Raw genomic sequence first — 16,073 nt, 5'->3', positions numbered from 1 at the left:
AAATTGCAATTATGCTTAATAATTTTCATTTTATTTAAAATATATACGAAAATCATCAAAAATTGAATATAACATTATAACAAATTTATGTCTTGGCTTATCCATTATTATTTCTTCTTGCACTAAGTTAAGTTTGGGCAAAAGACTTTTGGCATTAATTACATTTTCTCTCTTGTAATTTTGTAAATTATGCATGCCAAAATCAGCTCACATATTAATAAATAACATATAAGGAGAGAACTATGAACGGTGTTCTGTCTATACTGCTAGATGTTTTTAGACAACCATCTGTAATAGTTGCAATGATTTCTCTAATTGGTCTTGCAGTACAAGGCAAAAAGATTTCCGACATAGTACAAGGCTCTATTCGTACAATGATTGGTTTCTTAGTATTGGCAGCAGGATCTGGAGTAGTCACTGAAGCACTAAATCCTTTTGGGAGCATGTTCCAATATGCGTTCCATGTTCAAGGCGTAGTACCAAATAATGAAGCTATAATCGGTACAGTTCTTATGAAGTATGGATCAGAAGCAGCATTAATCTTCTTCTTTGGAATGATTGTTAACATTGTTTTATCAATAACATCTAGATTTAAGTTCATTTACTTAACTGGTCACGTTGCATTCTATATGGCAAGTATGCTCGCAGTAATCTTCAATGTCGCAGGTTTTAATACTCTAACCGTTATTATTCTCGGATCATTCGCTCAAGGTCTACTTATTACGATTTCTCCAGCATTGGTTCAGTCATTTATGCGCACTGCCTCCGGCAAAGATGATGTTGCACTTGGACATCCTACGAGTAGTGGAGTTCTTATTGGAACTTTGATTGCAAAACTTACAGCTTCTAAAAAGCATCCGTCTAAGTCTACTGAAGATATTAAGTTCCCAGCTGCTCTTGGATTCTTAAAAGATACAACTGTTCTCATTGCACTTTCAATGGCAATTATCTACGCTGTTGTAGCACTTTTTGCGGGGCCGCAATATATTGAATCGCATTTATCTAATGGGCAAAACTTTATTGTGTTTGTTATTCTTAAGGCTGCAATGTTCTCTGCAGGCGTTTTCATTATTCTTGCAGGCGTACAGGTTGTTTTAGATGAGATTGTTCCAGCATTTAAGGGAATATCCGAAAAACTCGTTAAAAACGCTAAACCAGCATTGGATGCTCCTATGACTTTTGGTTTTGCTCCAAACGCTGTTCTTATTGGATTCTTGGCAAGCTTTGCTGGCGGAATTGTTGGAATGGTTATTATGGCTTTGGCTGGCACAACAGTTGTTATTCCAGGAATTGTTGCTCACTTTATGGCTGGTGGTGTTACTGGCGTATTTAGCAACGGCCAAGCTGGTAGAAGAGGCTGCGTTGTAGGCGGTTTTGTTAATGGTATTGTTATTACATTCTTGCCGTTACTTCTTTTGCCTGTTTTGGGTAATCTTGGTTCTGCAAACTCCACTTATTCAGACGCTGATTTTGGTGTAACTGGAGTTTTTCTTGGTTACACGAATGTTGCAGGAGGCAAAATCGTAAGTATTATTGCAGTTGTAATATCTTATGTTCTTTTCTACGCGTCTTCAATATTGTTGACGCGCAGAGAAAATAGTAAAGTCAAATATGCAATTGAAAACTAATACAATTGTGAAGAGTTATTGTAGAAATTAAACTTAAATCACAATTAAAAATAGAAACGATAAGTCTAAAAGGTTATGATCTTGAATTTGCGATTAAATAGCAACTTTAATCAATAATTTAAGATTGTAGCCTTTTGTAGTATAGGCACGCCTTAATCGTATATTGGCATAATATACTGATACTATGTAACTGTTGTGTGTTTTGAAAGCAAATTTGTAAAAATTTTCTTAAAAGCTTCATTTTTTAAGATTTTTTTTTAATAGCTTTTAAAAGAAAATTACTATTTGGAGAGTGGATTGTGACCGAAGGTGTACCTAAATATATTGCCGTGCGAGACAATCTTAGGAAACGCATTGACTTAATGGAGCCAGACGAACAACTTCCTCCAGAGGTAGAATTGTGTAAGCAATACAACGTTAGCAGAATTACTCTTAGACATGCAGTTGATAATCTGATATTGGAAGGTCTGCTTGTAAGAATACAAGGCAAAGGAACTTTTAGAGCAAGAGATGTTATTCACAGTGTTAACCGTGAAGTTATATCAGACCAGGTTCAAGGCTTTTACCAGAATTATTCTGAAAGCAAAGAACATATACGAATCAAAGTTATTCAAAATGATGTAGTTAAAGATGAATCTGCTGCTTATAAGCTTGGTTTAGATGAGTCAATTGATCTTATTTGTGTTAAACGATTAAAGTACGTTGATGACGTTTTGTCTAATTACAGTGTAGTTTATCTTGAAGCTTCAAGATTTCCAAAAGTTTTGACTCATGATTTTACGAAAAAATCTTTAGCAGAGTTTCTAGAAAGCGATTACGCTGTAAAGCTTTGTGAAAATGATTTGTCTGTTCATGTTGAGCAACTATGTGGAACCATGGCAAAAGTTTTACAGGTTGAAGATAAAACTCCATCTCTTGCAGTTGAATCCATTGTTAAGGACTCTTTTGGTTCAATAATAGCCTTTGGTGCTGCTGTTTATACACCAAAGTATTGTGATATTCAATTCAAAATGCATATTACTGTTTGATATTACTTTATTTATTCTTGAACGATTCTTGTTTTTCTATATAAAAATGTTCTAGTATACAGAAAATCTCCGTTACCAAATGTAAACAAATGATAACGGAGATTTTTCAAACTCTAATTAAGATCGCAATCTAATGCGACTATTTTAAAGAGCGTTGATTGCCAAAGCAAGACCAGACTTACGGTTTGCAGCCTGATTCTTATGAATCACACCACGACCTGCAGCCTTGTCAAGCTTCTTAGCAGCCACTGCGAATGCAGCTTCAGCTGCAGCCTTGTCACCAGCAGCGATGGCTTCACGAGTAGCGCGGATAGCAGTCTTCAAAGCAGACTTCACTGCCACGTTACGCTTGTGTGCCTTCTCATTGGTGAGCACGCGCTTTTTCTGCGACTTAATGTTTGCCACTATTACTCCAAACGACGTTTGCTATATCAAGGACATACAAAGGGTAAGCATAGCATGATTCTTGGATAAAACCACTAATTTTCACGAATATTAATCACCATAATGCTTACTGCATGCATTAAATGTAATTAAGTGCATAACTTGCTGTTCTTATCTTCTTGGACTAGGGTAGTCAAGTTGCTACCATTAATGAGTTACAGTGCTTGATGCACATTATACTATATATTCATTGTGTCTTAAAAGGAGATATTTGCTTTGATTACACCGCATAACCAGCCAGGATTTACGGATCAATCGTTGATACGCAACTTCTGCATTATTGCGCATATAGATCACGGCAAGTCTACTGTAGCGGATCGCATTTTGCAGCTTTCTGGAATTGTGCCAGAACGTGAGATGCGAGACCGTTTCTTGGATCGCATGGATATTGAGCAAGAGCGCGGAATCACTATTAAATCGCAAGCTGTTCGAGTTCCTTGGGTTTTTGACGGTAAAGAGTATTCGCTTGGCATGATTGATACTCCTGGTCACGTTGATTTTACTTACGAAGTTTCGCGTGCGCTTGCAGCATGCGAGGGTGCGGTTTTGCTTGTGGATGCCACTCAAGGTATTGAAGCGCAGACGCTTTCTAACCTTTATATGGCAATCGAACATGATTTAACGATTATTCCTGTATTAAACAAAATCGATTTGCCTAGTGCGGAGCCAGACAAGCATGCGGAAGAAATAGCTGGATTAATTGGTTGCAAGCCTAATGAAGTTTTGCGTGTTTCTGGGAAAACTGGCGAAGGTGTAAAAGATCTTCTCGACCAAATCGTGCTGGAAGTGCCAGCTCCTAGTGGAAATCCTAATGGCGCTGCTCGTGCGCTTATTTTTGACTCAGTCTACGATTCGTATCGCGGAATCGTCACATATATTCGTATGGTTGATGGCGAGCTTAAATCGCGTGAAAAATTGCATATGATGGGCATTGGCATGACGCATGATCCTATTGAAATCGGCGTTATTAGCCCAGATATGGCTCCAACCAAGGCGCTTGGAGCTGGAGAAGTCGGCTACGTAATTACAGGCGCAAAAGACGTGAGTCAATCTAAAGTTGGCGACACTATTACTAGCGCTGTAAATCCCGCATCTGAGCCTTTGGAAGGCTACAGAGACCCTAAGCCTATGGTTTACGCTGGCTTATTCCCAATAGATAACGCGCAATTCCCAGAGCTAAGAGATGCTCTCGATAAGCTAAAACTTAACGATGCTGCTCTTATTTACGAGCCAGAAACGTCGGTTGCGTTGGGATTTGGTTTCCGTTGTGGATTCTTAGGTCTTTTGCACATGGAGATTGTTTCCGAGCGCTTAAGTCGAGAATTTGGATTAGATCTTATTTCAACTGCTCCAAACGTAACTTACGATGTTACTAGCGAAGACGGCACCGAGCATCATGTGACTAATCCTAGCGAGTTCCCAGAAGGCAAAATCAAGCGCATTATTGAGCCAATGGTTGCTGCCGATATTATTGCGCCTAAAGATTTTATTGGCGCGATTATGGACTTGTGCCAAGATCATCGTGGGGAAATGGGCACAATGGAATACATTAGTGCCGATCGCGTGGAAATGCACTACAGGATTCCTCTTGCAGAAATCGTTTTTGACTTCTTCGATCAGCTTAAAAGCCGCACAAAAGGCTACGCTTCTCTTGACTACCACGAAGATGGCGAGCAAGCTGCAGATCTTGTTAAGGTAGATATTCTTATTCAGGGAGATAAGGTTGACGCTTTTAGCGCGATTGTTCACCGAGATAAGGCTTATTCTTACGGCGTTATGATGACGAAGAAGCTTCGCGGACTTATTCCTCGCCAACAGTTTGAGATTCCAATTCAGGCTGCGATTGGCTCGCGTATTATTGCGCGCGAAACGATTAGTGCGCTTAGAAAAGACGTACTCGCTAAATGCTACGGCGGCGATATTACTCGTAAGCGCAAGCTTCTTGAAAAGCAAAAGGCTGGTAAGAAGCGCATGAAGATGCTTGGACACGTTGAAGTTCCGCAAGAAGCGTTTGTTGCAGCTTTGGCTACAGACGATGGCGCAAACGATAGAGACACTAAAGATAAGATTCGTGCAGCGCAAAAGTCTGAAGGCTGAGGCTTATATTGAATTTTGAATCGAACATGACAAGTGAAGATTCACGTTCAATCATGCCTTTTGAAGTTTACGTGCACGTGCCGTTTTGCTTGCGTCGCTGCGGTTATTGCGATTTTAATACGTATACTGCTCGTGATTTGGGCGAAGGTGCGAGTCGTGAAGGGTACGCGGATGTTGCGATTCTAGAGATGCGTCTTGTAAAAAAGTGGCAGGAATTTCACGGGATTTTCGAGCCTAAAGCGCAATCTGTTTTCTTCGGCGGCGGGACTCCGACCGTTCTTAAAGCGCAAGATTTAGTGCGAATTTTGCAAGAAATACGTAACTTGTGGGGCATTATGCCTGGCGCGGAAATAACTACAGAAGCAAATCCAGACACTGCAGATGAGTCTTATATTGAGACGCTTGCAGAAGGTGGATTTACGCGAATATCTTTTGGAATGCAATCGGCTGTGCCGCATGTGTTAAAAACGCTTGACCGCACGCATACGCCAGAAAATGTAGAGCGCGGAGTTAAAGCAGCGGATGCTTGTGGTTTGCGTTCGAGTGTTGATTTGATTTATGGAGCTCCAGGGGAGAGTCTAGACGATTGGCGAAAGTCGGTAGAAATGGCTTTGAGCCTGGGCGTTAACCACGTTTCCGCGTATGCGCTAACAGTAGAGCCGCGCACAAAAATGGGTCGCCAAATTGCTGCTGGCACAATTCACGCGCCAGATGACGATGATGAAGCCGCGAAATACGAAGTTGCAGACGAGTTTTTTAATTCTGCTGGCTTAAAGTGGTATGAGATTTCTAACTGGGCGCGCACTGGTTTTGAGTCTCAACATAATCTTGGATATTGGAAGAACATTGATTGGGCAGGAATTGGCCCAGGGGCTCATTCTCACTACAATTCTGTTAGCGGCATTAGCAAGCAAAGCATGGATGATTGTGCTCTTTTGGCGGATTCAAGCAAGTTTTACAATCTTAGATCTTGGGATATTTTGCATCCAAAACGTTGGGCGCATGCGATTAATGCAGGAAACGTGCCTTGGCAAAACTACGAGTGTATAAATAGCGAGGATGCGTTGATAGAAGAGGTAATGCTTGGGTTGCGCATTAGGGAAGGTCTTAGTATTGATGAATTGTGTACAAAGATGCGTAAAGCAAATTGCGAATTTGACGATTCTTATTTGCAAAAAGTGCTAATCGAAGTGTGTAAAGAAGATTTGGCAGTGTTGAACAAAAATCGTATTGCTGCCACTCGAAAAGGGCGTTTATTAAACGATTTATTAATCGAAAAAATTGTTGACGCGTGCCAAAATGGCTTAGTTATGCGTTAAAATGATTCGTATTGTGTGAAAATTCAATGCAGAAAGGAATCAATCATGGCAAACCGCAAAGAGCGTAGAGCAAAAGCCAGGCAGAGTCGTAGGGGAATCCCGTCTCAATACGATCAAACGAATGGCCGCGGTCGCGGTGGAATGATTGACGAATACAATCTGCAAGAACATTCAAGAAGGCTCCAAGAAAACGGCGTTGACGGTTGGAAGCCATCTTCTAGCGTTACAGAACAAGAGGAACAGTTAACTCGTAATATTAAGCGAGCTAAGGCTGGAGATGATACTTGGAATACTGTTCGCAAAGTTATTGGCGTGTGTTCTTGGGCTGTTCTCTTGCTTTCTGCATTCGCGTTCTTGGTAATTATGTGGCTGCCAAGTCAGCCAATGGTGCTTGTTATAACTGTTGCAGTGTTGTTTGCTTTGGGCGTGTTTGGGCTGTTCTTTAGCTTTAGCAACTCTAAGCAAAATCCGCGACTCGATCAGCACGGTACCGCGCTTTAGTTAGATTTGGGTCGATTTAGGTTTGTTTATAAATAAATAAAACTGTTTTTAATAATTAGGGCGAGTACTTTGTTAATACAATGTGCGCGCCTTGTTTGTTTTACACGCTTTTATCTATGCAAATCCTGCAAAATGATCATGCAAATTCTAGTTAAATCAGGCAGAATAAATTTTTTTGACTAGTAAGTATTAATTAGTAAAACTTATAGTTTGTTTGCGTAATTTTCTTCTATAATCATTCGACAACTAAAAATATTTAAAATGATTATAACAATATTGCGCATATTTTTTAGATTAAATCAGTAATTTTCATAAAATTTTCTAAGATATTTAAAGAAAATCAACAGTTCTTTCTTAGCTTTTTATAAGGGTAAATCATATAAGCTACGAGATTGTACTTATTGTACCTATTTTGTAACAGACAATTTCATAATGACAAGTGTTCAATGAGGAAGGTAGTCGATGACATTTATTTCTCGCGCAATACGCTACGTTTTGAGAAAAAGAGTGAAATCAGCAATAGTGTTTGTAATATTAGCATTAATTTCAACGCTTCTGCTGGCATCTTCTGCAGTTGCGATTGCTGCAGAAAAAGAAGGCAAAAAGGTAGAAGAACAGGCAGAATCTAGTTTTGTTTTAGCAAATAATCCGCAAGTAAATCCTGGAACTCCTAGGGGAGCAGGAACTGTTAAGCCAAGTGATGTTAAAAAAATCGCGTCACTAAAAAACGTTGATTCTTATGTTTTGCGTCAAAATGTTACTGCTGATTTAGTTGACGCAAAAGCAGCCAGAATAAAAGGTGTTCAAGACTACGATGCTCGTAGAGAAAAGCAATTCGGCAACGCTGTAAACCTAGAGGGAACAAACTCTTCTAAGGGCTTAAATGCGTTTAAAACAAAATCAATCCACATGGTTAAAGGAAGAGCTTTGCAAGAATCAGATGAGCATGCTTCCTTAATTCACGAAGATTTAGCAAAACTAAATGGCTTAAAATTAGGCGATTCATTAACACTTAAAGCAAACCCGTTTGACGCTGATAATCTTAACCATTCTACGGAGCAAGTAAAAACACGCATAGTTGGAATTTATGGCGGAGCTAACAATCACCCAGTTGCAACGCGCGCGGAATTAACTGCAAACACTGTGTATACAGATTTAAAAACAACTAGAGAACTTTACAAATATAAGCCTGGAAAAGAAATATACCAGGACGCAAGTTTTAAGGTTAAAAAAGGAGCGGACGCAGATTCTGTGATTGAAGAAGCGTCTAAGCTGCCGATTGATTTGCAAAACTATCAGATTACTCGAGATGATCAATTCGTACAAGGCATGATTGGAGCAGCAAAAGGCGTAAAATCCATGATGAACATAACAGTTATTGCAGTAAGCGCGTTTGCTGTAATTGCTTTAGGATTAGTGCTTATTCTTTGGATTAATGAGCGTAGAAGAGAAATTGGTGTTCTAACCTCAATTGGTGTAGGAAAGGCGTCCCTTGTGTTGCAGCAGCTTTTTGAGCTTGTGCTACTTGCGATTCCAGCCATTGCAATAGGTTACGGTTTTGCGAGCGCAATATCTCCTTGGATTAGTGATTGCGCATTAGGCTCAGTAAAAAATTCTGCCGCGCAGCAGCTTAGTTCGATGGGGCAAGCTGGAGGAAATCTAGAATCGAGCATGGCAACGAGAACATTAGATAAGATTGCTGTTCAAGTTAACACAGAATGTTTAATTCAATCGTCATTAATTGTTCTGATGGTTATTGTTGTGGCAGTTGCGTTGTCTTATCTTCCTATTTTGCGAAAGTCTCCTAGAGATTTGCTTGGCATGCAAAAGTAGTTGGCTGCAAAAGTAGGTGGTAAAATGATTCAAATTATAAAAAGAGCTTGGTTAGCTATAGTTAGAAAACCAAGGCGCAGTGCTATTTTAGCTTTGATTATTACGGTTGTTCTTAGTGCGCTTATTTGCCAGAGTGGAGTTATTGCTTCTGTAAAAAATCTTGAGAATCAAATAGCTTCTAATATTGGCTTAGGTTTTAGCGTTTATGCAAAAACGCAGGGAGAGACTTTGCCAGAGTCTGATTCTTCTAGTGATTCCGCTAATCAATCGCAGCAAGATATTCCTCAAGATTTGCAAAAAAACGAAGGAATTCCAGAAAATCTTATTGCAAAATTTAAAAAGATTAGTGGAATAAAAACTATTGCAGAAGAAAAAGATGTTTTAGCAAATCCTGTTAACGTTAAAATTGTAGCGCCAATACATGGTCCGCGTTTAGACAATGATGAGATGTTTTCGCTTGTTTCAATAACGGGAACAACTAGATCACAGTTATCACAAGGATTTCAAGAAGGATTATATAAGCTTGAGGAAGGTAATCATATTCATTCTTCGGCACCTGGCGACTTTAAGCGCGCAAAATCTGCAATAATTCACAAGTCTTTTGCTAAGCAAAATAATCTTAAACTCGGCTCTGTTTTAAAGCTAAAACAAGGCAGCAAAAGCATTAATCTTAAGGTTGTTGGTATTTTTTCTGGCAAGATGCAAACAAAAGGTGCGTTGCCGTCAGACTCTTCCGAAAATCGCGTAATAACTGATTTAGAATCCGCTCTTTACCTGTCTGGAAGTAAAAATCGCAGTTCTATAAAGTGCGTTATGCAAAATTCAAATAATCTAACTAAAGCTTTAGAAGAAGCTAATAAAATCGCTAAAAACGATGGCGATGGCATGCTTTCTGTAGAAAACAATGCGCAAAGATTTGCCTCTGTTCTTCAATCTGTAAAAACAGTTAAGCAACTAGTAACAATGATTTTAATGTGTCTTGCATTAGTCGGAATTATAGTGCTTGGTTTAGTTCTTGTTTTTTGGGTTCGAGGAAGGATTCACGAAGTTGGAGTTCTAATGGCAATTGGTATGAACAAGTCTGTAATAGCTTTGCAAATGATTATAGAAGTTTTTATAATAACAGCCTTCTGTTCAGTTGCATCAATTCTAATTGGGTCTGCAATATCTTCAAGTGTAGGATCAATGCTATTGGCTAATGTCTCAAATAGTACAATTTCTGACTTAAGCATTTCTTGGATTCCAAATAAACAAACATTTTTTGCTATTCTTATAGGATTTGCTATAGCGTTTGTATCTCTATGCATTGCTCTTGCGCCAATAATGTTTAAAAAGCCTCGCTTTGTATTGAATTCAATGAGCTGAGGTGATTTTCTTAGATAATTAATATGAATCAATTAGAAGATTGGATTTAACTGGATTTTATTAAGAATAAGATTCGGATTCTGATAGAAAATTAAAAATTTACAAGTATTAAATATTAAGTATGAAATATTAAATTTAGAAAATATTGGAGTTTTATTATGACTACTTTATTAAAACTTAACAACGTTGATTATTCTTATGGTGCAACTAATATTCCTGTTCTTAGAAACGTTAATGCGGATTTTGAATCAGGGAAAATATACAGTATTACAGGTCAATCTGGAGCTGGAAAATCCACTATGCTATCTCTTCTAGCAGGATTAGATACTCCAACAAAAGGAACAGTATTGTTTGATGGACAAGATATTTCCAAGAATGGTGGATATTCTAATCATCGCAAGAATCATGTGTCTTTAGTTTTTCAGAATTTCAATCTAATCGACTACTTGACTCCTGTAGAAAACTTGCGTCTTGTTAATTCAAATGCTGATTCCAAGATTCTTAAAGAACTGGGACTTAGTGAAGACGAATCAACTAGAAATATAACAAAGCTTTCTGGCGGGCAGCAGCAGCGAGTGGCTATTGCGCGAGCGCTTGTATCTTCTGCTCCTGTTATTCTTGCAGACGAGCCAACAGGTAGCTTGGATCCAAATACAACACAAGAAGTTATATCAATCTTAAAAGACGCAGCTCATAAACACGGAAAATGCGTGATTGTTGTAACACATTCGAGCGATGTGGCGGCTGCTGCAGACATAAAATATGTTCTCAAAAACAAACAGTTAACAAAAAAATAATATAAAAGACTAATTATCAACAATTTTTCCGTGCTTCTGCGTAAAGTAAAACCTGTGCGTAACCTTTGCGCAGAAGTTGCGTATCAGTGCATACACGGGGAGGTTGTTGTGGCTGAAGTGTCAGATTCTAAGCCTATTGTGGCAGTTGTTATGGGGTCTTCAAGTGATTGGGAAACCATGCGTCATGCCTGCGAAATCCTAGAAAGATTCAGAGTGCCGTATATGAAAAAAGTTATTTCTGCACATCGCACTCCAGAACTTATGGCAGATTTTGCTCACAGTGCTAGAAAAAATGGTTTTCGCGTAATTATTGCTGGCGCTGGTGGAGCGGCCCACTTACCAGGTATGATTGCTGCTCAAACAACTCTTCCAGTTGTTGGTGTTCCTGTAAAATCCCATGCTCTTTCGGGCTGGGATTCTTTGCTTTCTATAGTGCAAATGCCTGGTGGTATTCCTGTTGCTACAACAGCTGTGGGCAACTCGGGAGCTACAAATGCTGGTTTGCTTGCAGTAAGCATGTTGAGCACAACAGATAATCGTCTTGCAGACGAACTTGAAGATTACCGTCAAGAATTAAAAGAGAATGTTGAGGAATCTAATGCCGAGCTTATCTGAAGTCACTAATGGTGCTGTAGAGCGTTTGATGCCAGGAGCCACTATTGGAATTATTGGCGGCGGTCAATTGGGACGCATGATGGCTATTGCAGCTAGACATATGGGATTCCGCATAGGAGTTTTAGATCCAACGCTTGATTGCCCAGTATTTCAGGTTGCAGATTTGCAGGTTGAGGCAAATTATGATGATCCTGAAGGCTTGCGCGAGCTTGCTGAACGTTGTGATGTTCTTACATACGAGTTTGAAAATGTTAACGCAGATGCGTTAGATAAGGTTCGTCATTTAACAGCTATTCCTCAGGGCACAGATTTATTGCGTGTTACACAAGATCGTGTTTGTGAAAAAGAGTTTATTAATAAACATGGCATTGAAACAGCTAAATGGCGTGAAGTCAATAATCTTGACGATTTAGACGCAGCAATCGAAGAAATTGGTTTGCCTGCTATTCTTAAGACTCGTCGTGGTGGCTATGATGGTCATGGTCAGGATGTTCTTCGCACTGAAGAAGATGTTGCTAATATTCATCACCGTTCCGATAGGGGAGGAAAATTCCCTCCGTCTATTCTTGAAGGCTTTGTAGATTTTGCTTTTGAAGCTTCAATTCTTGTTTCCGGCAATGGTAATGATTTTGTGACTTATCCTCTTGTAAAAAACGTTCATCACAATAGCATTCTTCATATGACTCTCGCACCTGCAGTTGTGGATCCTGTTGTAGAAGAGACCGCACACGATTTAGCGCTTCAACTGGCTAAAGGTTTTGAGCTTGCTGGAACGCTTGGCATTGAGTTATTTATTACTAAAGATAATCGTGTAGTAGTAAACGAGCTTGCTCCTCGCCCTCACAATTCTGGGCATTACACGATTGAAGCTTGCGATATGGATCAGTTTGAAGCACATATTCGCGGTATTGTTGGATGGCCTTTAAAAAAGCCTAAGCTGCTTTCTCCTGCAGTGATGGTTAATGTTCTTGGTCAACATGTTGCTCCTACTCGTTCTCTTATATTAGAGCATCCAGAATGGCATGTTCATGACTATGGAAAGGCTGAGGTTCGTAAAAATCGCAAAATGGGTCATATTACTGTTTTGTGTGATGACCCAGTTAAAGAAGCTGCAGAATTAGATGCTACTGGCTGTTGGGATGACGAGCTTGATTAAAAGATTTAGTATTAGTCTTAAAATTTAAATAGTTATAGTTTGTTGGACTAGTATTAGATCTTTTAATAGTTTGAAAGGTAAAAGGTTAAATAATGGTTGGTGAGCCAGTACGCAGAAACACTAAGCAAAAAGAAACTGTTCTTGAACATTTAAGAGCTTCGCGTAATTTTGTTTCTGCACAGAATCTGCATCGCCTGCTTGTGGAAGATGGTGAAATCATTGGTTTAGCCACAGTGTATCGTCAGCTTAATATGCTTGCACAAAGTGGCGATGTTGATACTGTTCGTTTTAATGGACAGCAACTATTTCGCATTTGCGATGAGAATACTCATCATCACCATCTTGTGTGTGAAAAGTGTGGTAAAACCGTGGATATAGAGCCTCCTGATGATGAGGGTTGGATTCACAAGATCGCCGAATCTCATGGGTATACGGTTATAGATCACACTTTGGAAGTGTTTGGATTATGCCCAGACTGTAATCAGAGTGTAGATTGATTGCAAACTCATTAATCAATCTAATTAATTACAGTTAAAAATCAGCCTAGATTTAGAATTTAGGCTGATTTTTCATTACATGAACTATTTTTTAAGAGTTTTTAGCATTTCTAAAATCTGCTTAGGATTAGTCTCTGGCAAATAAGAGCTTGTAACAGCTAACGATATTTGTGCTAGTTTTGCAGAATCCAAATAGCATATGTATACAGGTCTATTAGTAGGCTGGAACTTCTTTTTAAAGAAATAAAGCGACTTAAATCCGTATGCTGGCTCCAAAATATCGGACATCATTTCAAGCGTATGAACAATAATATCATTTGATTCATGATGATTTGAAGATTGAGAATCTCCATGAATTGTAGGCTTTTGGCTTGCCTGGATATCTTTACTAGAATCCTCATTGCTTAATGTAGAATTTTCACAAATATCTGTTATTCCAGCAAGAGGAGCTGCAGAAAGACTCATAAACTCCACAGCAGATTCTGGATTTTCAAGACCTTCGTCTCTTAACCGTTCCGCCATTCTAGCGATAAGCAACTCCATAATTCCATTAGGGCTATTCGTGCGATGTCTCATAAAATCAAGAGTCCACCCGATTATGCGATTATTGTCATAAGTCGGCATCCAACTTGTAACCCCAAGAACGCGATTATTCTCGTCAATCGCATACAAAATCTTTACTCTAGGATCATGCAATTCTTCCAAACCGCCAAGAGTAAACTTCATTTCTGGAAGGGCTTTAAGTTCCGCCCATTCTTCCGAAATCTCAATAATTTGTTGCTGAACTTCCCAAGGAGCATCGTTGTAAGTGCTAAGAACATCTGTTATTCCATCACGTTTTGCCTTGTTTATGGCAGTGCGAATATCCTGCCACTTTTTACCCCTAGTTTGCCACTCTTTAGGGTAGACTAGCATATCGCTTCCAACTTTTATAGAAGAAAAACCAATAGATTCCAAGGCTTTTCGTTCTTCATCGTGAACAGCGTAGAATGCTGGAGACCATGAATTTTGTTCGCAAAGTTGAATAAACGCTTTCAAATCTTGTTTATATTCTGTTTTATCTCCAAAAGGACCAGTTAGAGTTAAAGCAACTCCATATTTTAGTCTGTATGCTATTGCAGAATGTTCAGTGGCGGAGAACCAATAGTGGTTATCATGCCATGTTGTCATAAAACTCATGGTGTCTCCACCAAGTTGAACTAACTCGCTTGCTTTTTTGCGGTCTTCTTCATTAATTGTTATTTTGTTTCTAAACCACACCATGCAAACAGCAAAAAGAACAAGCCAGAATAGAACTCCAACACCTTGAGTTATTGCTGAAGACAAAGGAGTTATAGGTGTAAGCATGGCATTGGACCTTAATCCAAAGCCCATAGGCATCCAACGCCCTGGAAGATCACGTAGTAAATGATGCAAGTCTGCTACAGGCTTAAATTCATTTGGTGCAATCAACCCGAAGCAAACATATCCTATTCCAGTAGAAAATAGTGCAAAAACAATTGCAACTAATCCAACTCTGCGCTCAAGCTTATCACTATGATTTGGAAAATGCTTTATGCTTATAAACAGTAGAATTGCTATTAATAAAGGAGGCAAAGCTGTAAGCATAAAGGCTATAGAAGTAGCATTATTCTTGTGGAAAATCATAGTTTGTTTAGTTGCAATCAAAGGCAAAATAGCAAAATACATTGTTGCATATACTGCTGTAATTCCGTTGATTGTTATAGCAGCATAAGCTGCAAGTCTTCTTCCGCGTAAAAGTCCCCAAGATATAATCATTAAAGTGACAATAGGCAAAAGAATACGAATCCAAAGACCTCCTATTGTTGCGTGTTGTAATCCTGAATGAAGCAGGCAACTGCTTGAACTATAGTTTGATATACATCTTGCTAGCCACGGTTTCGTACCCATTTGCGGAGACATGAATAAACCTAATGTAGTTAGTATTCCAGCATGAGATCTAGAAGATAGTGCAAGAACTGGTCCTAAAGCCATAACAAGTTGAGTTATGGCAAATAGACGTCTAATCTCGTAGTCTGTTCCTTCCCACCAGTTCGCGCTTTTCACAGTATTTGTATTAGCATTGCTATTTTTGTTCATCAGATTGCCAATAATATGGCCACAAATTGCTGCAAAAATTGTGCAATAATCCCCAGGATTTCCACTATAAAGAAGCATTGCAGACGTGATTGCATATCCCAAAACAAACATTCGTCTACGCCACAATATTGATTCGCATGTTGCTGCAGCCATAAAAGCTCCAACAAAAAGTGTAAAAGGAGAAAGTCTAATTGGTATTCTAGTAATCCAACGCATGTTTCTAATAATCATTGAAAGATTACCGATTAAAGTAAGCCCGAGTATTGTTCCAATAAGAGTGCTTGTTACGGAAACAAAAAGCAAACGCATTTTACCGATACGTGTTTCGGCTAATCCTATTAAAACAAGTGAAAGTATTGCATTTACTATTAGAGATGAGAAACTATTTACAAAAAATAGCGAGTGGAATAGTTTAATCAGAAGCTGTGTAATATTTCTATGCCCAAACAAAAAAGTAGAGCTTATTTTCGGTTTATGATACGAGAAGAATTGTGAAAGAGTTGCATTGGTGCCATAAGTATAGATGTGCATTACGGTACTGAAAACCCAGTGAATAAGGTTAATAACCAAGAAAACTAGAGTTATTTTCGCTGCTAGCACGCGCTGCGATAGCCACATGCGCACATCGTTGGTAAGAACGCTTAAATGATGTTTTGCTGTAGACTCGTGATTTTTTGATAAAAAGTTTGGCAT

General features: G+C 38.9%; 13 protein-coding genes. 11 read left to right on the top strand and 2 right to left on the bottom strand.

The genetic code is table 11. The annotated features are described in order from the left end of the window. Positions 1 to 242: 242 nt before the first annotated feature. Positions 243 to 1,628 carry a PTS ascorbate transporter subunit IIC gene (locus HXT19_RS03780; RefSeq protein ID WP_004113572.1) on the top strand — a complete coding sequence of 462 codons (1,386 nt, stop codon included), beginning with the start codon at positions 243 to 245 and terminating at the stop codon, positions 1,626 to 1,628. A gap of 299 nt (positions 1,629 to 1,927) precedes the next feature. Beyond that, complete coding sequence (locus HXT19_RS03775; RefSeq protein ID WP_004114987.1) at positions 1,928 to 2,656, top strand: GntR family transcriptional regulator; 729 nt, start codon at positions 1,928 to 1,930, stop codon at positions 2,654 to 2,656. Between the two features lie 144 nt (positions 2,657 to 2,800). Here the strand turns inward: HXT19_RS03775 and rpsT are convergent, their stop codons facing one another. Then, positions 2,801 to 3,061 carry a 30S ribosomal protein S20 gene (gene rpsT, locus HXT19_RS03770; protein WP_004113577.1) on the bottom strand — a complete coding sequence of 87 codons (261 nt, stop codon included), beginning with the start codon at positions 3,059 to 3,061 and terminating at the stop codon, positions 2,801 to 2,803. A 255-nt stretch (positions 3,062 to 3,316) separates the two neighbouring features. Here rpsT and lepA point away from each other — a divergent pair, with 255 nt between their 5' ends. The 9 genes from lepA to HXT19_RS03725 all read left to right on the top strand — a co-directional run bounded on the left by lepA (position 3,317) and on the right by HXT19_RS03725 (position 13,280). Then, positions 3,317 to 5,197, top strand: a complete 1,881-nt coding sequence (gene lepA / locus HXT19_RS03765) for a translation elongation factor 4 (protein ID WP_004126037.1) — start codon at positions 3,317 to 3,319, stop codon at positions 5,195 to 5,197. 26 nt (positions 5,198 to 5,223) lie between these two features. Beyond that, positions 5,224 to 6,516, top strand: a complete 1,293-nt coding sequence (gene hemW, locus HXT19_RS03760; protein WP_415698993.1) for a radical SAM family heme chaperone HemW — start codon at positions 5,224 to 5,226, stop codon at positions 6,514 to 6,516. Positions 6,517 to 6,561: 45 nt separating this feature from the next. Next, positions 6,562 to 7,017, top strand: a complete 456-nt coding sequence (locus tag HXT19_RS03755) for a tripartite tricarboxylate transporter TctB family protein (RefSeq protein WP_004117747.1) — start codon at positions 6,562 to 6,564, stop codon at positions 7,015 to 7,017. Positions 7,018 to 7,479: 462 nt separating this feature from the next. Next, a complete protein-coding gene (locus HXT19_RS03750; RefSeq protein ID WP_422119626.1) occupies positions 7,480 to 8,850 on the top strand; it encodes an ABC transporter permease in 1,371 nt (456 codons plus the stop codon). Positions 8,851 to 8,874: 24 nt separating this feature from the next. After that, positions 8,875 to 10,215 carry an ABC transporter permease gene (locus HXT19_RS03745; RefSeq protein ID WP_415698990.1) on the top strand — a complete coding sequence of 447 codons (1,341 nt, stop codon included), beginning with the start codon at positions 8,875 to 8,877 and terminating at the stop codon, positions 10,213 to 10,215. Between the two features lie 158 nt (positions 10,216 to 10,373). Further along, the gene (locus HXT19_RS03740) at positions 10,374 to 11,012 is read left to right on the top strand and encodes an ABC transporter ATP-binding protein (RefSeq protein ID WP_004117754.1); all 639 of its coding nucleotides are present in this window, start codon (positions 10,374 to 10,376) and stop codon (positions 11,010 to 11,012) included. Between the two features lie 150 nt (positions 11,013 to 11,162). After that, positions 11,163 to 11,627 (top strand): 5-(carboxyamino)imidazole ribonucleotide mutase, encoded by a 465-nt coding sequence (purE, locus tag HXT19_RS03735; protein WP_415699089.1) that lies wholly within the window; start codon positions 11,163 to 11,165, stop codon positions 11,625 to 11,627. Beyond that, entirely contained in the window at positions 11,611 to 12,783 is a 1,173-nt protein-coding gene (gene purK / locus HXT19_RS03730) for a 5-(carboxyamino)imidazole ribonucleotide synthase (RefSeq protein ID WP_004113596.1), read from the top strand. Before purE ends, purK begins: the two co-directional genes overlap by 17 nt. Before the next feature lie 92 nt (positions 12,784 to 12,875). Then, positions 12,876 to 13,280 (top strand): Fur family transcriptional regulator, encoded by a 405-nt coding sequence (locus HXT19_RS03725; protein WP_004113597.1) that lies wholly within the window; start codon positions 12,876 to 12,878, stop codon positions 13,278 to 13,280. A gap of 84 nt (positions 13,281 to 13,364) precedes the next feature. Here the strand turns inward: HXT19_RS03725 and HXT19_RS03720 are convergent, their stop codons facing one another. Continuing rightward, positions 13,365 to 16,073, bottom strand: coding sequence for a bifunctional lysylphosphatidylglycerol flippase/synthetase MprF (locus HXT19_RS03720; protein ID WP_422119625.1), 2,709 nt, complete (start codon positions 16,071 to 16,073; stop codon positions 13,365 to 13,367).

It is taken from the genome of Gardnerella sp. DNF00038 (genome assembly GCF_049262855.1).
Lineage (GTDB): Bacteria > Actinomycetota > Actinomycetes > Actinomycetales > Bifidobacteriaceae > Bifidobacterium > Bifidobacterium vaginale.
Note: the sequence above shows the minus strand (reverse complement) of the source record. Positions and strands in the feature narration are given on the sequence as shown.